22 protein-coding genes are annotated in these 21,714 nt (G+C 64.9%); 5 read left to right on the forward strand and 17 right to left on the reverse strand.

The annotated features are described in order from the left end of the window. Positions 1-4 precede the first annotated feature (4 nt). From MRBLMS1_RS15510 to pdxR, 9 genes are all read right to left on the reverse strand, one after another. Positions 5-724, reverse strand: coding sequence for a sensor histidine kinase (locus tag MRBLMS1_RS15510; protein WP_070305412.1), 720 nt, complete (start codon positions 722-724; stop codon positions 5-7). A gap of 156 nt (positions 725-880) precedes the next feature. Beyond that, complete coding sequence (locus MRBLMS1_RS15515; RefSeq protein WP_485880247.1) at positions 881-2,656, reverse strand: family 2A encapsulin nanocompartment cargo protein cysteine desulfurase; 1,776 nt, start codon at positions 2,654-2,656, stop codon at positions 881-883. Then, positions 2,631-3,560: a family 2A encapsulin nanocompartment shell protein gene (locus MRBLMS1_RS15520; RefSeq protein WP_128141157.1), complete on the reverse strand. Its 930-nt coding sequence runs from the start codon at positions 3,558-3,560 to the stop codon at positions 2,631-2,633. Before MRBLMS1_RS15520 ends, MRBLMS1_RS15515 begins: the two co-directional genes overlap by 26 nt. 104 nt (positions 3,561-3,664) lie before the next feature. Continuing rightward, positions 3,665-3,889 (reverse strand): helix-turn-helix domain-containing protein, encoded by a 225-nt coding sequence (locus MRBLMS1_RS15525; RefSeq protein WP_034784364.1) that lies wholly within the window; start codon positions 3,887-3,889, stop codon positions 3,665-3,667. Positions 3,890-3,896: 7 nt separating this feature from the next. Then, positions 3,897-4,883, reverse strand: a complete 987-nt coding sequence (gene epsC / locus MRBLMS1_RS15530) for a serine O-acetyltransferase EpsC (protein ID WP_070305407.1) — start codon at positions 4,881-4,883, stop codon at positions 3,897-3,899. 19 nt (positions 4,884-4,902) lie between these two features. Further along, positions 4,903-5,400, reverse strand: coding sequence for a rhodanese-like domain-containing protein (locus MRBLMS1_RS15535; protein WP_485880250.1), 498 nt, complete (start codon positions 5,398-5,400; stop codon positions 4,903-4,905). 185 nt (positions 5,401-5,585) lie between these two features. Continuing rightward, complete coding sequence (gene mnmC1, locus MRBLMS1_RS15540) at positions 5,586-7,217, reverse strand: FAD-dependent 5-carboxymethylaminomethyl-2-thiouridine(34) oxidoreductase MnmC1 (RefSeq protein ID WP_485880252.1); 1,632 nt, start codon at positions 7,215-7,217, stop codon at positions 5,586-5,588. Continuing rightward, positions 7,217-7,780 (reverse strand): DNA-3-methyladenine glycosylase I, encoded by a 564-nt coding sequence (locus MRBLMS1_RS15545; protein ID WP_485881020.1) that lies wholly within the window; start codon positions 7,778-7,780, stop codon positions 7,217-7,219. Before MRBLMS1_RS15545 ends, mnmC1 begins: the two co-directional genes overlap by 1 nt. A gap of 38 nt (positions 7,781-7,818) precedes the next feature. Beyond that, positions 7,819-9,300, reverse strand: coding sequence for a MocR-like pyridoxine biosynthesis transcription factor PdxR (pdxR, locus tag MRBLMS1_RS15550; protein ID WP_485880254.1), 1,482 nt, complete (start codon positions 9,298-9,300; stop codon positions 7,819-7,821). Between the two features lie 106 nt (positions 9,301-9,406). Between pdxR and MRBLMS1_RS15555 the strand changes: the two genes are divergently transcribed. Both MRBLMS1_RS15555 and MRBLMS1_RS15560 read left to right on the forward strand, forming a co-directional pair. Beyond that, positions 9,407-9,868: an OsmC family protein gene (locus MRBLMS1_RS15555; RefSeq protein WP_485880256.1), complete on the forward strand. Its 462-nt coding sequence runs from the start codon at positions 9,407-9,409 to the stop codon at positions 9,866-9,868. Then, positions 9,869-10,522 carry an FMN-binding negative transcriptional regulator gene (locus MRBLMS1_RS15560; RefSeq protein WP_485880258.1) on the forward strand — a complete coding sequence of 218 codons (654 nt, stop codon included), beginning with the start codon at positions 9,869-9,871 and terminating at the stop codon, positions 10,520-10,522. It begins immediately after the preceding gene. Here MRBLMS1_RS15560 and MRBLMS1_RS15565 read toward each other — a convergent pair. The 3 genes from MRBLMS1_RS15565 to MRBLMS1_RS15575 all read right to left on the reverse strand — a co-directional run bounded on the left by MRBLMS1_RS15565 (position 10,506) and on the right by MRBLMS1_RS15575 (position 12,710). Beyond that, the gene (locus MRBLMS1_RS15565; RefSeq protein ID WP_485880259.1) at positions 10,506-11,459 is read right to left on the reverse strand and encodes an AEC family transporter; all 954 of its coding nucleotides are present in this window, start codon (positions 11,457-11,459) and stop codon (positions 10,506-10,508) included. The genes MRBLMS1_RS15560 and MRBLMS1_RS15565 overlap by 17 nt on opposite strands. A gap of 99 nt (positions 11,460-11,558) precedes the next feature. Then, positions 11,559-11,996, reverse strand: a complete 438-nt coding sequence (locus MRBLMS1_RS15570; RefSeq protein ID WP_485880260.1) for a CHRD domain-containing protein — start codon at positions 11,994-11,996, stop codon at positions 11,559-11,561. 156 nt (positions 11,997-12,152) lie between these two features. Next, complete coding sequence (locus MRBLMS1_RS15575; protein WP_034753667.1) at positions 12,153-12,710, reverse strand: winged helix-turn-helix transcriptional regulator; 558 nt, start codon at positions 12,708-12,710, stop codon at positions 12,153-12,155. Positions 12,711-12,963: 253 nt separating this feature from the next. Here MRBLMS1_RS15575 and MRBLMS1_RS15580 point away from each other — a divergent pair, with 253 nt between their 5' ends. Then, the gene (locus tag MRBLMS1_RS15580; RefSeq protein WP_128141148.1) at positions 12,964-13,200 is read left to right on the forward strand and encodes a hypothetical protein; all 237 of its coding nucleotides are present in this window, start codon (positions 12,964-12,966) and stop codon (positions 13,198-13,200) included. Here the strand turns inward: MRBLMS1_RS15580 and MRBLMS1_RS15585 are convergent. From MRBLMS1_RS15585 to MRBLMS1_RS15600, 4 genes are read right to left on the reverse strand one after another with little or no spacing between them, the layout of a single operon-like run. Further along, positions 13,197-14,204 (reverse strand): Csu type fimbrial protein, encoded by a 1,008-nt coding sequence (locus MRBLMS1_RS15585; protein WP_128141147.1) that lies wholly within the window; start codon positions 14,202-14,204, stop codon positions 13,197-13,199. The two genes, MRBLMS1_RS15580 and MRBLMS1_RS15585, sit on opposite strands and share 4 nt — an antisense overlap. After that, positions 14,204-16,552: a fimbria/pilus outer membrane usher protein gene (locus tag MRBLMS1_RS15590; RefSeq protein ID WP_485880261.1), complete on the reverse strand. Its 2,349-nt coding sequence runs from the start codon at positions 16,550-16,552 to the stop codon at positions 14,204-14,206. The genes MRBLMS1_RS15585 and MRBLMS1_RS15590 overlap by 1 nt, the downstream gene beginning before the upstream one ends. Before the next feature lie 46 nt (positions 16,553-16,598). Next, entirely contained in the window at positions 16,599-17,327 is a 729-nt protein-coding gene (locus MRBLMS1_RS15595) for a fimbrial biogenesis chaperone (RefSeq protein WP_223279080.1), read from the reverse strand. 12 nt (positions 17,328-17,339) lie between these two features. Then, positions 17,340-17,870: a Csu type fimbrial protein gene (locus MRBLMS1_RS15600; protein ID WP_485880263.1), complete on the reverse strand. Its 531-nt coding sequence runs from the start codon at positions 17,868-17,870 to the stop codon at positions 17,340-17,342. 208 nt (positions 17,871-18,078) lie between these two features. Here MRBLMS1_RS15600 and MRBLMS1_RS15605 point away from each other — a divergent pair, with 208 nt between their 5' ends. Both MRBLMS1_RS15605 and MRBLMS1_RS15610 read left to right on the forward strand, forming a co-directional pair. Beyond that, positions 18,079-18,207, forward strand: coding sequence for a hypothetical protein (locus MRBLMS1_RS15605; protein WP_257620510.1), 129 nt, complete (start codon positions 18,079-18,081; stop codon positions 18,205-18,207). A gap of 12 nt (positions 18,208-18,219) precedes the next feature. Further along, complete coding sequence (locus MRBLMS1_RS15610) at positions 18,220-19,023, forward strand: response regulator transcription factor (protein WP_485880265.1); 804 nt, start codon at positions 18,220-18,222, stop codon at positions 19,021-19,023. Here the strand turns inward: MRBLMS1_RS15610 and MRBLMS1_RS15615 are convergent. After that, positions 19,020-21,587 (reverse strand): TonB-dependent receptor, encoded by a 2,568-nt coding sequence (locus MRBLMS1_RS15615; protein ID WP_485880267.1) that lies wholly within the window; start codon positions 21,585-21,587, stop codon positions 19,020-19,022. The two genes, MRBLMS1_RS15610 and MRBLMS1_RS15615, sit on opposite strands and share 4 nt — an antisense overlap. Positions 21,588-21,714: the final 127 nt, after the last annotated feature.

The following is a 21,714-nucleotide window of genomic DNA, read 5'->3' on the forward strand; positions in this document are numbered from 1 at the left end:
TCGTTCAGGGCAGACGCAGGATGAAACAGCCGCCGCCCAGGGCGCCGCCGTTTTCCAGGGCGATGCTGCCGCTGCTGCCACGGTGCTTGTGCATCTTTGCCACTTCGCTGGAAAAATACAGGCCCAGGCCCGTGCTGTTGGTCGAAAAATTCACGCCGGCCGCCATGCCATCCATGGCCGCGCTGCCTGCGTCGAGCAAGGCCTGCGTATAGCCGTCGCCATTGTCTTCCACGCGCAGCTCGAGCATGCCGCCGTGCTCCCGCACGGACAGGCGGATCGTGTCTTTCGTGTAGCGGATGGCGTTATTGATCGCATGCGCGAGCACGCCGATGACCAGGTCTTCATCGAGGGTCCAGATCAGCTCTGGCGGGCAGGCCGTCTCCAGGGCGATGCCTTTCGAGGCCAGCAGGATCTTTTCCTGGTCCACCACCTGGTCGACCACCTGGCTCACCAGCTGCGGCTGCACGTCGAACGGGTAGCCGGGCTTGCCCACTTCCTTGTACAGGGCCAGCAGCTGGATCAGGTTATCGTTGAGACGCTTGGTCTGGTACAGCATCTGCGCCATCTGCAGGTAGGCAGGGTCGGCCTGGGGGGCTGTTTTCGCCTGCTCGGCCGCCAGCAGCGACTCCAGAGTGCCGCTGACCACGCTGATCGAGTTTTTCATGTCGTGCACGGTCGACGCCAGGAACAGGAAAAGCTCGGGCGAGCTGTGTTGATCTTCCACCGGATATCTCCTTGGGCCGCAGCTTCAATATTGCCAAGGATAAATTATACCGCCAGCCTGCAAGCGCCAGCCAGCCGCGCGCAAAGTCCGTGACATGACGCAACAATGCCGCCCCCGCTTGCGCAGGGGCTGCATCAGGCTGACAAACAGGCAAGATCAGCGGCGCGCACCCGCCAGGCGCTTGACCACGGTGATCATGCGGTCGATTTCCTCATACGTGTTGTAGAAGGCGAACGATGGCCGCACGGTCGCTTCCACGCCGAAACGGCGCAGAATCGGCTGGGCGCAATGGTGGCCCGAGCGCACGGCGATGCCATCGTCGTTCAGGGCGCGCCCCACTTCCGCCGGCTCGTAGCCGGCCAGCACGAACGAGGCCACGCTCGCCTTCTCGAACGCCGTGCCGATCAGGCGCACGCCGGGAATCGATTGCAGCTGGTGCGTCGCGTATTCCAGCAGCGCGTGCTCGTAGGCGGCGATATTTTCCAGGCCGATGCGCTGCACGTAGTCGATGGCCGCGCCCAGGCCCACGGCATCGGCGATATTGCCCGTGCCCGCCTCGAAACGGTTCGGCACGCCCTGGTAGACGGTGCGCTCGAACGTGACGTCGGCGATCATGTTGCCGCCGCCCTGCCATGGCGGCAATTGCTCGAGCAAGTCCGCCTTGCCATACACGGCGCCGATGCCCGTCGGACCAAATACCTTGTGGCCCGAGAACACGTAAAAATCCGCGCCCAGCGCCTGCACGTCCACGCGCAAATGCGACACGGCTTGCGCCCCGTCGACCAGCACGCGCACGCCAGCCGCATGCGCCAGCGCGATGATCTGCGCCACGGGCGTCACGGTGCCCAATGCATTCGACACCTGCGTCACGGACACCAGCCTGGTGCGTCCGTTAAGCAGCTTGCGGAATTCATCGAGGATGATCTGCCCGCTGTCGTCGACGGGAATCACGCGCAGGGTTGCACCCTTCTCCGCCGCCAGCTGCTGCCACGGCACGATGTTGGCGTGGTGCTCGAGCTGCGAGACGATGATCTCGTCGCCGCTGCCGATGTATTTGCGCCCGAACGTATTGGCGACCAGGTTGATGCCCTCGGTGGCACCCCGCACGAAGATGATTTCATTGGGCGAAGCCGCACCAAGGAAATTGGCCACCTTGGCGCGTGCCGCTTCATATGCGTCGCTGGCGCGCGCCGCCAATGCGTGCGCGGCGCGGTGAATGTTCGAGTTCTCGTGCGCATAAAAATACGACACGCGGTCGATCACCGACTGCGGCTTGTGCGTGGTGGCCGCATTGTCGAACCAGGCCAGCGGCTTGCCGTTGACCCGCTCGGCCAGCACGGGAAAATCGCGCCGCACGGCATGCACGTCGAACGGCGCCGGCGTCTGGTGCTGGCCCGGCTTCGTCGCCGAGGGCAGCTCGGTCTGGAAATAGAACACGGGCTGGCTGTTCGCCGGCGATACGGGCAGCTGGCGCGCGGGTGCCTGCTGCGGCGCGGCCTGTCCCAGACCCTGCTGCGCCAGGCCATCGAGCTTGCCGTCCGACGCCGGATAGCCATGCGCGCCACCGACAAAATAATATGGCGACGGCGCACTGACGGCGGACGCACGCGGCGTGGGAATCGATGCGGGCGCCGGCGCAATCGGTGCTTCCAGCGGCGCCGTCACGGGCGGCACTTGGGCCGTCGCCACGCCAGGGGCGATGGCGGCGAAGGAAGGGCCGGGCTGCGGCGGCGGACGGTTCGCGTAGCGGGGTGCGGCATCGAGCACGCTGCCGGAACCGCCAAGGCTGGGCGACTTGTCCAACGCGGGGGCCAACCCCGGCAGGCGGGCAAAGAATTCACCGGCCAGGCGGTTCAGGGTCGCTTCGTCGGGCAAGAACGGGACGGCAGGCAAGCCCGCCGCGCCATCACTTGTAGGTGTCTGGGTAGTCATGGTATTTACCGATCTCCACGTCTTCCAGTACGGCCAGCGCATCGTCGGTCAGCACGGCCAGCGAGCAATACAGCGAAATCAGATAGGACGAAATCGCGTGGCGGTTGATGCCCATGAAACGCACGGACAGGCCCGGGCTTTGCTCGCCCGCCAGGCCAGGCTGGAACAGGCCGATCACGCCCTGGCGCTGTTCGCCCGCGCGCAGCAAAATGATCTTCGTCTTGCCGTCTTCGATCGGCAGTTTGTCCGATGGCACCAGCGGCACGCCGCGCCACGTGAGGAACTGGGAACCGAACAGGCTGACCGTCGGCGGCGGCACGCCGCGGCGCGTGCATTCGCGGCCAAAGGCGGCAATGGCCAGCGGGTGGGCGAGGAAGAAGCCCGGCTCCTTCCACACTTTCGTCAGCAGTTCGTCGAGGTCGTCCGGCGTGGGCGCGCCCGTCAGGGTAAAGATGCGCTGGTCGTCATGCACGCTGGCCAGCAGGCCGTAATCGGGATTGTTGATCAATTCGCTTTCCTGGCGCTCCTTGATCGTCTCGATGGTCAGGCGCAGCTGCTCCTTGATCTGGTCGTGCGGGCTGCTGTACAGGTCCGACACGCGCGTGTGCACGTCGAGCACCGTGCTGACGGCATTGAGAAAATATTCGCGCGGCTGGTCGTCGTAGTCGACGAAGGTTTGCGGCAGTTCCGACTCGTCGCGCTGCGAGCAGGCCACGCGCACGTCCTTCGGGTTTTTTACGCGATTGAGGCGGTAGATACCCGCTTCCACGGGCAGCCATTGCAGCAAATGCACGAGCCAGCGCGGCGTGATCGTGGATAACTGGGGGACGCTCTTGCTTGCATTGGCCAGCTGGCGCGCGGCGTTATCGCCCAGCGCGAACTGGTTCTCTGTTGCTACTGTCATGACTACTCCTGATGAGAAAAGTGAATATGCTTATCTGAAAAACGAATAAAGTATCGAGCGTCTCCCCATTCTTCTCAACATGCTATCGCCACCAACGCGGCCTTTTAGTCCACCAACTCCGGCTCGCAGCGCGCCATCAAACCCGCCAGGCCGATGCCCAGCGCGCCAGCCAGCTTTTCCACCGTCAGCAGCGACGGCGTGGCGGCGCCCCGTTCGATTTCGCCGATGAACGAACGGTTCAAGTCGGCCGCTTCGGCCAGGCGCTCCTGCGACCAGCCATGCCCTTCGCGCAACTGGCGCACGGCCAGTCCAAACTGTTTGATCAACATGCTGTCCTCATGGGTGGTGGGCAAAGGCGGGGTGGGATGGCGCCGGCAATTCCGGAGCCTCCTGCTGGTTGTGCGCTTGCGTGACATGGCTGCCGGGCGCCACGCTGCGGGTCAGCCAGACATTGCCGCCGATGACGGAGCCCTGGCCGATGGTCACCCGTCCCAGGATCGTCGCACCCGCATAAATGACCACGTCGTCCTGCACGATCGGGTGGCGCGCCAGTCCCTTTTTCAGCACGCCGTCGGCGCCGGCGGGAAAGCGCTTGGCGCCCAGGGTGACGGCTTGATAAATGCGCACCCGCTCGCCGATGATGGCCGTCTCGCCGATCACCACGCCCGTGCCATGGTCGATGAAAAAACTGCTGCCGATGATGGCACCAGGGTGGATGTCGATGCCCGTCTGCGAATGGGCCACTTCGGCGATGATGCGTGCCACCAGCGGCGCGCCGAGCGCATACAAGGTATGCGCCAGGCGGTAATGGATGATGGCCAGGATGCCCGGATAGCACAGCAGCACTTCATCGACGCTGTGCGCGGCCGGGTCGCCATGGAAGGCGGCCGCCACGTCCGTGTCGAGCTGGGCGCGGATGCGCGGCAGCGCGCGGGCGAAGCGCTGCACGATGGCCAGCGCCTGCTGTTCGATGGACACCGTCTGCTGCAAGCCGTGCTGGCGCGCGTGGTAGCTGAGTTCGCGCCGCACCTGTTCGTGCAAGCCCGTGAGGGTCGTGTCGAGCGTGTGGCCGACGAAGAAATCCTCGCTCTCCTGCTGCAGGTCGAGGGGCCCGAGGCGCATGGGGAACAGGGCCGCGCACAGGGCTTTGATGATGTCGTGCAAATGCTGGCGCGACGGGAATTCGCGCGCGCCGCACTCCTGATTGCTGGCCAGCCCTTCGCGCCACTGCTCGCGCACGGCGCGCAATTCATCGACGATCTGGCGCAGTTCCCATTGCGGCTGCGCGGCAAGGGAGGCCGGGGGAATGGCTCGCTGGTTCATGGTGATCCCGGGAAGAAAATTAATCTTGCAGCCAGGGCAGCGCATGCCAGCGCCAGCCACCGCTGTGGCCGCGCTGCTGCTGTTCGTCGAGGTCGCCCTCGAAGCCTTGCGCGATATTGAAGACGTGCGTGAAACCGGCCTTGGCGGCCGCTTCGGCGGCCGCGGCCGAGCGCTTGCCGCTGCGGCACAGCAGCACCACGACGGCATCCTTGCCGCCCACCTTCGCTTCCAGTTCGCGCGTAAAGCGGGGATTGCGGTTCATGGACGTGCCGGTGGCCCACGCCACGTGCAGCGAGGCGGGCACGTAGCCGACGAAAGTGCGTTCTTCATGCGTGCGCACGTCGACCAGCACGGCTTTGCCGGCCTGCACCAGCTGCCACGCATCCTGCGCGCTGACGATGCCCGCATACGGCAAGCCTTGCGCCTGCGCCTGGGTGCGGGCGAGATTGAGCACTTCATCAAACGCCGCCTCGCCATGCGCGGCGCGGGGATCGAAAATCAGTTCTGCAGCAGCCATCTTTCCACCTCTTTATTCCGTCGTCAAAAACCAGCACGAGTCCACTGTAGCGAACTTATGTTGTTCGGAAAACAAATTAAAAAGAGTTTGGAAAGCTGAAAAACGTATATGGAGATATTGCAGCGTAAAGCCGGGGTCAGACCCGCCGGGTCTGACCCCAGCTCTCACTTGATCTGCCGCACCGCTTAAATAGCGCGGCGGCGTTCGCGAAGTAGAAACCGCGCAGGATCCAGCGCCTCTGCCAGTTGGCGTTCCAGCGGCAGCGGCTCCCCCTCCAGCTGGCACGCCAGCAGCTCGGCCGCCAGCGGTGCCCAGATCAGGCCGCGCGAGGCGTAACCGAGCAAGCCATGCAGGCCTGGCCAGCGCGGCACGTCGCGCAGGCGCTCGCAGCGGCCCGATACACCGGGGTCGGGCAAGGCACCCGCCAGCGGCAGGCGGTCCGGCGCCACGCAGCGAAAGCCCGTGCGCCCGGCCAGCGGCGCGGCGAACGGGGCCACGTCCAGAATGTCGGCGATCTTCGCGATATTGTCTTCCTGGCTCGATGGGCGCAAGCTGGCGTCCGCGTCCGCATCGTAACTGGCGCCCACGCACACGATGCCCTCGTGCGCCGGCGTCATGTAGGCTTCGCGGCAGACGACGAACGGCAACGGTGGCAAGCTGCCTTCGGCCAGGTGCGTGACCTGGCCGCGCACGGCATCCAGAGGCAGGCCGGCCGCCTGCTCAAAATCGATGGCACCCGTGCCTGCCGCCAGGATGACGTTGGGTGCGGCCGCGATCAGGGTGCCGTCCGCATCGCGCACCAGCCATTCCTGGTCGCCACGCTCAAGGCGCAGGGCGCTGCTGGAAAAGTGCCGTGTGAGCAAGCCGCCGCAGGCGTCCAGCATGGCGGCACAGACGGAGGACGGGCGCGCCCAGCCGCCCTGCTCGAACCACCAGGCGCCATCGGGCGCCGGCGCGCCCAGCATGGCGGTCGCCTCGGGCGCTTCCAGCCAGCGGGCGAATTCGCGCGGATACAGGCCACTGGCGGCGATCTGCCGCTGCACCTGCGCATGCGCGCCATCGCGCGCCAGTTGCAGCACGCCGCATTGGGCGCCATCAAAAGCGGCACCGATACCGCCCAGGTCTTTCCAGCGGTTCAGCGAATACAGGTAGGCGGCGCGCACGAGGCGCGTGGCGATATTGTCGTCCTTCGACATCAGGGGCATGAAGATGCCAGCCAGGTTGCCCGAGGCCTCGCTGGCCGGCTGCGCGTGGCGTTCGACCAGGGTCACCTTCCAGCCGCGCGCGGCCAACCGCTCGCAGGCGGCCGCACCGGCCACGCCCGCGCCGATGACGATGGCGCGCCGCTCGGGTACCACCGCGCTCACGGATTCTCCGCGCCGCGCATAAAACATGGCGCGTAGCCGGCTCTCGTCGAAGACAAAACCATGCTTTTGCAGGGCCATGCGCTGCGCCTCGTCCAGGTGCACGGCTTGCAGGCGGGCGCCATCGGCCATCAGGCGCGCCAGCACCGGCGTGGCTGGCGGCACCCAGGCCAGGTGCACTTCATCGACGCGCGCCGACAGTTGCGCCAGGCAGGCATCGGCCTCGCCGATCAGCACATCGAGCGTGACGAGGCCATCGTGCGACACCATGCGGTGCAGGCCCGGCACGCAGGGCGGCCATTGCGCACGCCACTGCTCGGGCAAGTGGCGCGCGTCGACGGGACGCGGCGCCAGCGCGATGTAATGCAGGCGGCGCCCGCCATGCGCCGCACAGACGGCGCTCAAGCGCGCGCCGTCGAAATCCGTGTCGAGCAGGACGAGCGCGCGGTGCATCAGCGCCCCGCGCGGCAAAAGCAGGTGGGCGCATGGTCATTGACCATGCCGATGCCCTGCATGTAGGCGTAGATGATGGTCGAGCCGACGAACTTGAAGCCCAGCTTGAGCAAGTCTTTCGACAGTTGGTCGGACAGGGCCGTCTTGGCGGGGAATTCACCCGGCTGCCAGCTGTTGACGATGGGCTGGCCATCGACATACGCCCACAAAAAACTGTCCAGGGTCTGCCCTTGTGCGCGCAGGCGCAAATAGGCTTGCGCATTCGTGATGGCGGCCGCCACCTTCAGGCGGTTACGCACGATGCCGGGGTCCGCCAGCAGCTGCGCCACCTTGTCCGGGCCATACGCGGCGATCTTGTCCGCGTCCCAGTCATCGAACGCGGCGCGGTAGGTGTCACGTTTGTTGAGGATGGTTTCCCAGCTCAGGCCAGCCTGCGCGCCTTCCAGGTTCAGCATCTCGAACAGCCGTCGCTCGTCGTGGCAGGGCACGCCCCACTCCGTATCGTGGTAGTCGAGATAGCGGGGATTGGCCGGGTTGGCCCAGGAGCAGCGGATGGTGGTCATGGTCGTGTTCTTCATGTGCAGGCAAGTGCCAGTATAGTTTATCGGCCGCGCAGGATGCGTCCCAGTTCCTGCACGCCGTGCTGTATCTCGGTGGGGGGAATGGCCGCAAAGCCCAGCAGCAGCCCGGGCGGCGTGGCACACTCTAGCCCCGCCGCCGGATCGGCATAGTGGCCCAGTGGACGCAACTCGATGCCGCGTTCCAACCCCGCGCGCGCGACCGTTTCTTCATCGTGGCCGGCGCGAAAATACGCGCACAGTTCCAGGCCGCTGTCGGCCGGGCCGCACGCGAGCTGGTCGCCCAGTTCGCGCGCGATGCCGCGCACCAGCAAGTCGCGCCGTTCGGCATTGCTGTCGCGCGTGCGGCGGATATGGCGGCCAAAGTGGCCCTCGGCGATGAAGTCGGCCAGCGCCATCTGCGGCACGATGGCCGTGTGCCGGTCCATCACGGCCTTCGCTTGTACCAGCGCCTCGGCCAGCGCGGGCGGCGCCACCATATAGCCGAGGCGCAGGCCAGGGAACAGCACTTTCGACAGGGTGCCGACATACACCACGCAGCCGGCCCGGTCCAGGCTTTGCAGCGAAGCCAATGGCGCGCCCGCGTAGCGGTATTCGCTGTCGTAATCGTCTTCCACCACCCAGGCTTTGTTGTGCGCGGCCCAGGCCAGCAAGGCCAGGCGGCGGGGCAAGCTCATGCTCACGCCCAGCGGCATCTGGTGCGATGGCGTCACGTACGCCAGCTTCGCCTGCGGACAGTGCGCCACGCCGTAGGCCACGTCCAGTCCCTGCGCATCGACGGGAACGGGGAACACGCGTGCGCCGGCCGCGCGCAAGGGGCCGCTGGCGCCCCGGTAGCCGGGCGACTCCATCCAGACCGGGTCGCCGGGCGCCAGCAGGATGGTCGACAGCAGGAACAGCGCCTGCTGCGAACCGGAGGTGATGACGATTTGCTGCGGCGTGCACTGGACGCCGCGCGACGCTTTCAGATACACGCACAGCAGTTCGCGCAGCGGCAGGTAGCCGGCCGGATCGCTGTAGCCGAAATGGTGGTCGGGCCGGCGCCAGCGCCGCGCTTCCAGGCGGTTCCACACGTCGAACGGGAAATGGTCGATACGCGGCATGCCGACACGGAAAGCCCGCAGCGGACCACGGTGGAACGCCACCTGGCGCATGGCCGTCACCACGCCTTGGCCGCGCGCCGACAGGGGCCGCAGCAGGCCAGGCGCGGCGGCAGGGACAGGCGCCGGCAGCGGAACGTCGCGACTGACAAAAGTACCGCGCCCCACGGCGCCATCGAGGTAGCCTTCGGCCGTCAGAAGCGCATACGCATTGAGCACCGTCTGGCGCGACACGGCCAGCAGGCGGCAAAAATCGCGCGTGGGCGGCAGCTGCATGCCGGGACTCATGCGGCCATCGAGGATGGCGGCCTTGATGGCCGCATACAGCTGGCGGAACAGCGGCTCGCTGGCGCCGCGCTGCAGCGGCAAGGTGGCGATGATCTGGTGCAGGTGGGAAGCTGGCATGGCGGCACTTTTGAATTGGTAGCTTAAAGATAGCACTTATTGGCTGTTTTAAATAGCCAAGACTGGCGCTAAGATGGCGCATCCCCTCTACTCTTGCGGAGCACCCATGCATCAGTTTTTCGCCACCGTGGCCTGGCAGCGCGACGGCCAGGATTTTGCCGGCCAGCGCTACAGCCGCGGCCATGAATGGCAGTTCGACGGCGGCCTGACGGTAGCCGCCTCGTCGTCGCCCCTGTCCGTGCCGCTGCCCATGTCGGTGGCGGCAAATATCGATCCGGAAGAAGCGCTGGTGGCCGCCACGTCGAGCTGCCACATGCTGTTCTTCCTGTCGCTGGCAGCGCAGCGCGGCTACGTCATCGACGACTACCGCGACGAAGCCACCGGCGACCTGGGGAAAAATGCGGCAGGCCGCCTGGCCATGACGCGCATCGTGCTGCGTCCGCGCATTGCGTTTGCGGGAACGCCGCCCTCGCCCGAAGCGTTGGCCGCCCTGCACCACGACGCGCACGAGCGCTGCTACATCGCCAATTCGCTGACGGCCGACGTGGTCGTGGAAGGAACCGATTAAATGTACTCGCCCGCCAGCTTTCGCGAAGAACGCCTCGACGTGCTGCATGGCTTGATCGACGCGCATCCACTGGGCGCGCTGGTGCGCCACAATGCCGATGGCTTGTGCGCCGACCACCTGCCATTCGAGATCGCCGCGCCCACGCTTGACGCCCCATTCGGCACCCTGCGCGCCCACGTGGCGCGCGCCAATCCGCTGTGGCGCGCCGCCGGCGGGAACGATGACTGCATGATGATTTTCCAGGGCCCGCATGCCTACATCACGCCCGCCTGGTATGCGGAAAAGCAGCGCAGCGGCAAGGAGGTGCCGACCTTCAATTACGCGGTCGTGCACGCCCACGGTCCCCTGCGCGCCATCGACGATGCGGCGTGGCTGCTGGGATTGGTGGAGCGGCTGACGGCGCGCCATGAGGCAGATCAAGCCGCGCCATGGCGGGTGAGCGATGCACCGCCCGGCTATATCGAGAAACTCTTGAAAGCCATCGTCGGCATCGAAATCCCCCTCACGCGCATCACGGGCAAATGGAAGCTGGGGCAGAACCGCAGCATGCAGGACCAGGCCACCATGGCGCGCGAACTGGCCGCCGGCACCCAGCCCGGCGCGGCGCAGGCACTCGGCGCGCTGATCGCCGCCAACGTCACGCCAGCCAGCTGACGGCCGCCGAAAACGTCAGGAACGACAGCGCGGTCGAGACTAAAATGATGCGGGCGATGCGCGCCGTATTTGCCCCGAAGCGCTCGGACAGCAGCGAGACGTTGCTGGCGCTGGGCAGGCACGCCACCAGCACCATGCAGGTCAGCGCGAACGGATCGAGCGGCGCGCCCAGCGCGATGGCCGCATGGCCGATACCCCACACCAGCAGCGGATGCAGCAGCAGTTTTTTCAGCGCCACGGGCACATACTCGCCCAGCGGCGCCGGGTCGGCCGTGCTCATTTGCGAACGGGCCAGCACGGCGCCGATGGTAAACAAGGCAACCGGCGAGGCGGCGTCGGCCAGCAAACCCACCGTCTGCATCAATGGCTTGGGCAAGGCCAGTTCCAGCCACGACGACATGGCGCCCAGCACGATCGCCCACGGCATCGGGTTGCCCAGCATGCCTTTCATGGCGTTGGCGACGGCGGCGCGGCTGCCGTGCGCGCCGCCGCTGCCGATGCGCGACAGGGCGATGCACAACGAGCTGGTAATGAGCATGTCGACGATGATGGTGACGATGACGGGGCCCGAGGACCGGGGGCCCAGCAGGGTCAACAGCAGGGGCACGCCCATGAAGCCCGTATTCGGAAAGGCCGCCACCAGCGCGCCGAAGGCGGCGTTGTTCCAGTCGATGCGGTGGCTCAGGGTCATGGCCATCGTGACACCCACCATGATCAGCGCGCACAGCAGGTAGACGCCGAACACGCTGCCATCGAGCAGCTGCGCGATGGGCGTGGCGACGCCGAAGCGGTACAGCATGCACGGCAGCGCGAAGTACAGGACAAAACTGTTCAAGCCGCCGATGGCGGCCAGCGGCAGCAGCGTGCGCCGCACGGCCAGGTAGCCGCACAGTACCAGGGCGAAGAAGGGAAAGGTGATGGCGAGGATGGTCAGCATGAAGCGCCATTGTAGCGCGGTGCTGCGGCTGGCCGCCGGGCGCAAAAAAAGGCCGCTCGCGCGGCCCAAGGAGGTTTCGGGGAAAACGCCGGCGGCCGGCTAGGGCTTGAGCTGGGCGCGGATCTCGCCGGCCGGGTAGGCGGCGCTGTGCACGTTCACGTACAGATTGCCTGCCTGGTAGCTCGCATACTGGGGCGGCGTGAGCATGGCGCCGGCCGGCACGGCAAACATGCCTTCGGCCGTTTTCACCAGGGGCATGATGACGGGGCCGTTGGCGCCGGCCGGCGCTTCATGGATATGCGCGACGGTGGCCACCATGCCCGTGTAGCGCACGCCGCCGCTGACGCTGCGGTCATGGGCGACGCGGATATTGCCGCTGCCGCTGGCCGTGCTGGTATTGGCCGGCACTTCCTGCGCGCCCGTCAAGGTGACGTCCTGGCCGCCCGGGTGGTGCGGGCCATGGGAACAGGCGCCCAGCAGGGCAGCCAGCGCCAGCACGGTGGCGGCGCGGCGAGCGTGTTGTGGCAATGTAGTCATCGCAGTACTCCTTCAACGGACATCGGGGCACGGATGGCGCCACACCCTGCACAGCCGGGCCTGCGCCGCACTTGCATTGCATAGTGCGACGGTAACGCCATGCCGTGCAGTCCGTCTTGCTTTGCGCCAAACTCGGCGCACCTCCGCCAGCGCGTCTCAGGCCAGGTGCCCTTCCGCCACCCAGCCGCGGTTGGCGGCCGGCGCCTTCGGCTTGGGCGCGATGCCGCTGCTTTTTTCCGCGTCGAGGATGATGCTGCGCATGCTGTCGCTGGCGGCAGGCCCTGGCGCGAACGCGTAATACTCGTCATTGATGGGCAAGCCCGTCGTGGCGTCGACCAGCACCGGATCGGCGGCCAGGCCCGTATCGCGGCTGGCGATGACGAGGCTGGCGCCTTCGGGCGCGAAGTTTTCATTGCCCCAAGCGATAAACGCCAGCAAGACGGGCTTGAAGGCGCGCCCGGACTTGGTCAACACGTAGTCGTAGCGGGGTGGCTTGGCGCAATACAGGCGGCGCGTCATCAAACCGCCCTCCACCAGGTCGGCCAGGCGGCGCGTCAGGATGGTCGGGGCGATCTTGAGGCTTTTTTCAAATTCGTCGAAGCGCGTCTTGCCGTAAAACGCTTCGCGCAGGATGAGGATGCTCCACCATTCGCCCACCTTGCCCAGGCTGCGCGCAATCGGGCAAGGCAAATTATTAAAGTTGGTATGTTTCATGGCCATCTCCTCACATTGATTCAACACAACAATCGAAAAAAATTTCAGTTGCAACACGGAAACTTAGTTACTATCATTTTGAAAGTGAGGTGCTTGCCCCTGCGGCGGGCTGAAAATACACGAAAACTCACACTTTCCTTGTTCAAGTACAATCATGGCTGGTTCTGCTCTCCCAATCCCGGTGCGAAAAACGGTGCCAGCCACGCCTTCCGGCGCTGCTGCCCACGCCCGTTTTTCACTCGATGCGTTCACGATGACCCCTTTGAAGCTTGCCGTACTGCCTGCCCTGCTCGCCCTGTCCCTGTGCCAGACCACCACCGCCGGTACCACCTCTTCCGCAACGCTGCAGGCCACCTTCGTCGTGCAGGAAGCGTGCACCATCGTCTCGCAGCGCAACATCACCCAGGTACGCTGCCAGCACAACACGCCTTATCTGCTGCACCAGCAGGCGACGCCATCGGGCGCCGGCCTCGTTACCGTCACGTTCTAAAAATAAATCGTTGCCGTCACCGTGTCCTTGTAGTCGCCGGGGCGCGGCGACACCTGCGCCGGCACGCGGCCGTAAATCGTCAACGGCACGCTGGCGCCCGTGCCCGTCCCCGTCACCATGCTCGTGCCTGCCGTGCCATCGCCCCAGGGCGCACCATCGAGCGTGGATGACAGCAGGTAGCTGACCTTGTCCGTCGTTAAGAGGTTTTTCATTTGCCGGTTGGCCACATTGGCCGCCACGCTGCCGCCGTTCAGGGCAATCTGGTAGGCGTTGTTATTCACGCAGCGCACGGACAAGGTGCTGGTGCTGCGCAAGTTGCCCGTCAGGATGGAGGCGTTGGCAAATGCCATCGGGCTGGCCGCGATGGTGCAGTCGTTGACGGCCGTGGCACTTACCGTGAAACCGAAGCTGCCGCTGGTGGCCGAGCACCCCTGCAGGTTGACGAGGCCATACGTGGTGTACGTGTAGGTGCCCACGCCGGCAAAGCTCGACGCATAGACGGTATTGGCGTTGGCGACCGTGGGCACGGCGGCCAGGGCCGTACCGGCAGGAATCTTCGCGTACACGGTAAAGGTGGTGGAATACGTGCCGGGCGGGGCCAGCAAGCCGGCCGACAGGGTCATGCCGAAGGTCGATGGTGCGCCCGTCACGCCGGCGCCGCCCCAGATCTTCGCCGTCGCATATGAACTGTCCACGTACACGTTGTACTCCATGCGGTTGCTTCCATTGCCCAGCTTGCGCGGCAGGGCCGAGGTGGAATTCGTGCCCAGCCCCAGCGAGATGCACACTTGCGCATTAGGCGTAAGTAACTGTCCCAGGTTCAGCGACGAAAACAGGCAGCTGAAGGTACCCGTGGCCTGCGCCACGTAATCGGTGCCGGAAATCGGGCTGACGGAGCCGAAATTGATATTCGTCATGCTGACCGTGCAGGTATCGGCCGCCTGCGCCACACTACCCCAGGCGCAGCCCAGCAGCAAGGTCAGCCATGGCAGCAGGCGGCGCATCAGCGGCCTCCTCCGGTGGCAGCGCAGCGCAACGGCCCGATCACGGGCAAGCCGCCTGCGGCCGGACGCACATACGCAAAACCAACCGTGCACGCGCTGTCCTCCTCGCCCACTTGCAACTGATTCTGTTCGCGCAGCTCGTCGACAAAAATGATGCCGTCAAAGCCCACGACCGTCTGCCTGCCGCTTTGCACATGCACCACGGGCATGCCCGTGGCCAGCGGCTTGCCATCGGCGCCCTGCACGATGACGGTGGCGGCGCTGTAGCGTTCGACGGGAAACGCCGCCAGCACGCCGGCCAGCTGCTGCGGCACGACCGTCATATTGGTCACGGGTACGCGCGCGTCGACATCGAGTTCATCCGTGGCGATGCTGATCTGGTTATTCCCATAGGGATTCAAATTCGGCACCAGCAGGTAGCCGCTCCTGCCCGTCACGCCGATCTGGCGATTTTCATGCAGCACAGGAATATTGCCCACGCCGCCAGTGGAGACCAGCGCGAAACCGTTGCCCACCTGGCGCGCCGTCTCGACATGGCCATCCATCAGCACCAGCGCGCCAGCCGCGCCCAGCGAGGAGGCCGTGCCCATGCTGCTGCTTTGCGTGCGCGCGCTCACGCGCCCGTCGTTGCCCAGGTATTCCACTTGCGCCTGCCGGTAAGTATTGCCGCCCACCGTGCCAGCTTGCAAGTTCCAGCCGAAGCCGCCGCCAAAGTCCGCCGCGCGCTGAGCGCTGACGCTGCGTCCGCTCTCGCCGTTTTGCCGGCTGGCGCTCGTGCTGATGGACAGATTATTGTCGAAAGCCATGCTCAGGCCGACATAAAATCCCCGCTTCTCGCGTTGCCGCAAATCCTGGAACAGGCTGGCGTTCAGGAACAGGCCGTGAAACAGGGTGGCCGAATAGCCGAAGGTGGCCAACTTCGATGGCGGCGCGCCCGGTGTGCGGTAGCTGATATAGCTGCTGCTGATGCTGCTACCCGCCGGCAAGGGCAGGCTGACGGTGAAGCGGTCCGCCGCGCGCACCACGGGGCTGCCGTCGCACGAGGCCAGGTCGCCAAAGCCGGCGCTCGCGCGCACGCTTTGCACGTCGACGCTGAAGCGCGGCCCCATGTACTGGTAGCCGGCGCCCAGCTGCGCGCCACGGCTATGGCCGGCGCTGGCCGACAACGATCCGCTGAGCACGCCCGCCTGGCCCAGCCGCACCAGCGCGCCCGCCCCCGCCTGATACAGGCCGGCAGCCAGTTCCGCATGTCCTTCGATGGTGAAGCTGTCGCTGACGCCATGGCGGACGGAAGCGCTGGCAACGAGCTGCCGCTCATAGCCGAACAGGCGGCGGCCATAGTCGCGCCGCATGGCGCCCGCCTCGACCGAATAATCGCTCAAGCCGGCAGCCAGCATGCGCGTATCGACATACAGGGGCAGCACGGTCGTCACGCTGCGCCCCAGGGCATCGCGCGTGATGAGGGTGGCTTGCCCGGCGCCATTGATGCCGGCCACCTGGTTCAGCACGAACGGACCGCTGGGCACGCTGGCAGCATATTGCTGCACGCCATTGACGTACAGGCTCAGTGATGAGGGCACGAGCGCCGTGCCATCGACGGAGGCGACGGGAAAGGTCAGCAGGTCGGGGCGCAGCTGGAAATTCTTGCGCCACTGCAGACCACCGACGCGCACGGCGCGGCTCCAGCTGAGCGAAGACGAAATCAGGTCGCCCACTTGCCACGTCTGCAGGGTCTCGGGGTCGGCATGGCTCCAGAACGTGTCAAAACGCATGTATTTGCGCTGCTCCGACCCCAGGTTCAAAGTGCCGGTGTTGCTGAACACGCCGCTGTCATTGAAATAGCGCAAGTCGTTGAAGATGGCGGCGCGCCGCGTCCGGCCCAGTTCCGCATAGGCTTCGTAATTGAGGACGGCGCCGGGCGTGACGCGCGGCGGCGGCGTCTGCGGGGCCAGGCGCGCGTTGATGCGGTACGGCGAGCGCAAGTCGTCCGCCACCTGCAGCGACACGCTCTGGCGCGCCGCATCATAGTCATAGCTGAGTCCGGGAATCGCATCGAGCGCCACTTCGGTCTGACCGGGTGCGAGCAGGCGCGCCGGGTCCAGCCCCAGCTGCTGCAAGTTCGCCACACTGCTGCGCAAGCCTTTGCCCACCTGGGTAAAGCGCAAGATCAGCCCGGTTGATTCAGCATTCACAGTCACCTCCAGATACAGTTCATTCGGCGCCATCGGATCGCTCGGCAAGCTGGCCGGTCCCGGATCGGCACCCGTTTCGGCGGCCGATCCATCGGCCTTGGCCACCGGTGCCATGGCCAGCAACAGCAACAGCAAGGATGCCAGTGCGCGTCTCATGGTTTAACCCGGTTCGCGGCAAGCCCGCCCGCCATGGCGGCCCGGTTCAAGGTGTCGAATTCGTGGCAACGAGCGCCTTTGCGTTCACGTTTGCCGCAATACTCAACGGTCCATCCAGTTCGGCCTCCCTGGCGACGGGCAGGCGCCAGACGCGCATGCGTGCCGCCAGGACATAGCCAAACAGGCCCTTGCTGATGACAAACTCCTTGCCCGCCTGGTTCGTCAGCGTCATCGCACCGATCTGCGCATGGAAGTTGCCGCTGTTCTTGACACGCAACATCCACTCGCCCCGCTCGCGAAACACTTGCCAGTCGAGTATTTCCTTGCCCGGCGCACCGGCCGGCAGCACGAACACGGGCACCGAGTAGCGCAGGCGGATATCGATGCCGCTGCGGCCCGCCCCATCTTCGCGGCTGACTTCATCGATGAGCACGCGATACGTCTTTTCCTGCGCCACGGGGCCAGCCTGGGCACGCACGAGGCGGATGGTCTGCCGGCTGTTGGCGGCGATTTCCACGATCGGCGGACTGGCCACCAGTTCCTGCGTCGGCGCCAAGGTTTCCTCACCATCGCGCTGCTCCCAGGCGAACACCCGCACCTGTCCGTAGATGGGCTGGTCGCCGAGGTTTTGCAAATTGATGCCCGCTGCATTCTGTGGCGCGCGCAAATTGAGCGTCACCGGCGAAATCTGCAGATTGGCGCCCTGAACGCCAGCGGCGCAGCAGGCCAGCAGCGCCAGCACGCTTTTCATCAGGGAAACAGCAGCGGCCTTCACGCAGCGCCTGGCTTAAAAGTAAACGGTGGCCGTGATGGTCGACTTGTAGGTATCGGGCGCCGGTGTCGCCTGCGGCGGAATATTGCCGTACACCGTGATCGGCTGCGATGAGCCGTTGCCGGTGCCGCCGACGGTATCCGTGCCCTGTGTATCTCCCCACAAGGTGCTGCCGGCCGTCTGGTACAGATTGAATTGCACCGTCCCCAGATTGCCGCCCGTGCCGCTCATATAACGCGTGGTGCCGCTCGAGCCGCTGCCCGAGCCGGCCGTCAAGCCCACGTTATACAGCGTGGTATTGGTGCAGGTGACGTTCACGGTCGTATTGACGTTCACGGCAGTAGCCAGTACACCCTGACTTTGGCCAAAGTCGAGATTGGCCGCCGCGATGGTGCAATTGGCGATGATTTTCAGGGTGACGTCAAAGGTGGTGGTGGCGCTGCCATTCAAATACACGGCGGCGTCGGCGCCACGCGGCAGGAGCGCCGTGGCGGCAACCGCCACACTGGCGGCAACGACAAGGCGGGGAAAAATAACTCGCAACATGATACCTCCTGATGATGGAACATCATTAATGAGCCCACCAATATGAAGGGCATCGAGGATAGTCACGGTATTGCCGGCGTTTTCTCGGGCACGCAAACCAGGACGACAAAAAACTTTTACCGAGAGTCAGGAACCCGGGGACTCCGGCATTTTTTGCAGCATTGGCAAAACAGATTTTTTGGCAAGCGACATTGCTTAAAATCAATGCATGAGCGAATTATTGGCGATCTGGGAAATCCGCGCTTCTTCTGGCGGAGAAACATCTTTTGAAACACGAGAAAAGCAGAAAAAAAAGAAAAAGCAGGGCATAATAAGCAACAACTTGCTATTTGGTTAAGTCATTCATACCATGCCATTGACCAGCGAAACCATCAAAAAGAATATCCTGCTCGTGGACGATTCCGCGTTCGAGCAGCGCATGCTGATGGAGCTGCTCAGCGAGCAGCCCTATCGCTTCAGCATTGCATTCAATGGCTACCAGGGCTACCAGCTGGCATTGGCCACGCATCCCGACCTGATCCTGCTTGACGTGCGCATGCCCGAGATGGATGGCTACACGGCGTGCCGTTTGCTCAAGGCCAATCCCGAAACGGAACCGATACCCGTGATCTTTCTCAGCGGCGCCGATGCCGCCAAGGAACGCATCATGGGCTTGCAGGTGGGCGGCGTCGATTACATTTCCAAGCCCTTCCTGCCGGAAGAACTGGCCGCGCGCATCCATATCCACCTGGGATTGATACGTAGAAGCAACAGCACGCCACCGACAGCGACTCCGATCAGCGAGCGGCAGCAGCATCCGGACCTCGTGTTCGTCAATGCCGTCAAACAACTGATCCTCGACAACCTGGGTAGCCTGCCGAACCTGTCCGAAATTGCCCGCAGCGTGGGCACCTATCGCGAAAAGCTGACCCTGATGTTCCGCGAGCAAACGGGCATGACGGTCTTCGCCTTCATCCGCGAGGCGCGCATCGCCCGCGGCGTGGAACTGCTGCAGCAGACCGAGATCGACGTGCAGGACATCGCCCTGCTGATCGGCTTTCACAACGCGGGTAACTTCGCCACGGCCTTCCGCGAACGCATGGGCGTCACGCCCAGCGCCTACCGCCAGCGCCTGCAGGAGCAGACGGGCCAGCGGCAGGCAACGGCCGGTTAGAACTTGTAGTTCAGCTTGAGCGAGGCGAAGCGGCCGCGCGGGTCGGCTTGCGTATAGTCGAAGCCCGAGGCCGAGTAATCCCACGGCGCGCGCTTGTTGGCCAGGTTTTGCACGATGAAGGTGACGTTCGCCGCTGGCGTGACCTGCCAGCTGGTGGTCACGTCGAAGGTGCTGAAGGCGGCCACGGATTCATCGAGATGCGTGTTTTGCGCATAGCTGCCCACGTAGTTCCACGTGAGCGTGGACGACCACTTGCCCTGCTCCCACGTAGCCGAGGTGACGCCGCGCCATTTCGGAATCGAGCCGAAATAATTGGTGCCGGCGCCATCGGTGAGCGGCGCGCCGTCGGACAGCGGTTCGGCAAAGCGCAGCACGCGGCTCAACTGGCCAGCCAGGGTCAGCTTGCCCCAGTTCTTGTCGACGAAGCGCTGGCGCAGGTCGAGGTCGATACCGGACACTTCGCGCTGCCCCTGGTTGCGGTACTGGCGGTACAGGGTCGTGATGCGGCCATCGGCATCGCGCGTGATCTTCTGCGGCGCCGACGCTTCGTTGGCGAGCGTGGTGGTGGCGCTTTCCGTGCCGATCACGCCATCCTGCTTGATGCGGTAGTAATCGAGGCCGATGCTCGAACTGCTGGTCGGCGATACCACCACGCCCAGATTCAGGTTATGCGACCGCTCGGGGCGCAGCTTCGGATTGGCGATGGTCATCACCGTCACGCCGCGCGACTGCGTGGGCGTAATCGGGTCGCGCGGATCGATCACGCCGGTATAGCTGACGGCCGTGCTGTCGGTGATTTCCGGCAGCGACGGCGCGCGGAAGCCGCGCGACACGGTACCGCGCACCAGCAGCCACGGCGCCGCCTGGTAGCGCGCGCTGGCCTTCGGCGAAAACGCATTGCCGAAATCGCTGTAATGGTCGGCGCGGCCCGCCAGATTGACGGACAGGTCTTTTACGACGGGCACGTTGAATTCGGCAAACAGGGCCGACACGCTGCGCGAACCGTTGATGATGTTGATGGCCGGACGCAGCTCGGTGCCCGACAGCACGGCCGTCGAGGTTTGCGAATCCATCTTTTCGCGGCGCCACTGCGCGCCGGCGGCAAAGCCCAGCGGACCGGCAGGCAATTGCCACAGGTCTTTCGCGGCCGAGAAGTCGACGGTGTCGAGAGTCGACTCGGCCGGACGCAGGGTCGACAAGCGCAGACGGTTGCGCACGGCTTCGCTGTTTTGCGACTGGTCGAAGAAGTTATAGCTGCCGTCGGCCAGCACCTTCTGGAATTCGTAGCGGTTGACGAAGTTCTGCACGGTTTCTTCCAGCTTGCTGCTCGAGTGGCCCACGGCCGCATCCCAGTCCCAGCCCGCCAGCGCGCCTTTGACGCCCGCCAGCGCGCGGTAGAAGGTGACCTTGTCCTGTTTCAGGCGCGGCCCCAGGTCGAACAGGGTGGCCGTGAACGGCAAAGGCGTGGCGCCCGGATTGTTCGGGTTGCCGACCGGCAGCACGACGGGAATGGTGTCGAGCGCCTGGGTGGCGTTGTTCCACACGCGCGTGGCATTGTTGACGGTGAGCGGCGCGCTGAAGGTCTGGTCGGCGCGCGAATAACTATGCAGCAAGTCGACGTACGCTTCCGTGTCCGCGTTCAGCTTGAAGGTGGCGCGCGCGGCCGTGTGCACGCGCTGGATGCCGGGGATCAGGGTTTTATACGGCGACGGGTTATACGCGAGCACCTGCCCCGTCTTGCCGGGCGTGATGTCGCCATAATTGACCAGTTGCAGCGGTCCGCGCACGCCGCCCAGGGTCCGCGTCGGATCGCTGCCCGCATAATTGGTGGCTACCCAGCCCAGCGCGCCACGCTGCTGCTTGCGGAAGTCCGCATCGCGCATCCACGCCACGTCGCTTTGCTGCAGCTTGTCGCGCTGCTGCACGTCAATCGAGAAGACCAGGCTGTAGCCGTCTTCCTCGAGCTTGCCGAAACCCGTCTGCAGCGCCGCGCTCTTTTCATGCTGGCCCGTGCCTTCGGTCGAGCCGCCCCACTGCGCCGTGATGTCCGTGCCCGTGAATTCCTTGTACAGGATGATATTGACGACGCCGGCCACGGCGTCGGAACCGTAGATCGACGAGGCGCCATCCTTGAGCACCTCGATGCGCTGCACGGCCGCCATCGGCAGGCTGTTCAGGTCGACAAAGGTTTCCTGCAGGTTTTGCGCCGTCGCATAGCTGGCCACGCGCTTGCCATTCACCAGGATCAGGGTATTTTTCTGGCCGATGCCGCGCAGCGACAGGCCCGAGGTGCCGGCCGAGAAACTGCCCGTATATTGTTCGTTGTAGCTGTTGCCGCTGTTGGCGGATATGGCGCGCAGCACATCCGACACGCTGGTCTTGCCGCTGGCTTTCAATTCCTTGGCCGTGATGACTTGCACGGCGCTGGCGCCCTCTTTTTCGCTGACGCGGATATTCGATCCGGTCACGTTGACGCGCAGCATGTCGTCCTCGGCGTGGGCGATGGTCGAAACGGCGGGAAAGGCGGCGGCGATGGCAAGACTGATGGCGAGTGGTTTGAACATGGTTTCCTCTTATTGGGATTGCAGCCTTTTTCACATAAAAAAGGCCGAGCAGGGGCACGCGGACCGGGTGGGTCTGCGGGAAAAACGACGACGGGGGGATGACGGAATTACGGGATGCGTGGACGGC

This window comes from Massilia sp. LMS1-1-1.1, from assembly GCF_040815535.1.
Lineage (GTDB): Bacteria > Pseudomonadota > Gammaproteobacteria > Burkholderiales > Burkholderiaceae_D > Janthinobacterium > Janthinobacterium aestuarii.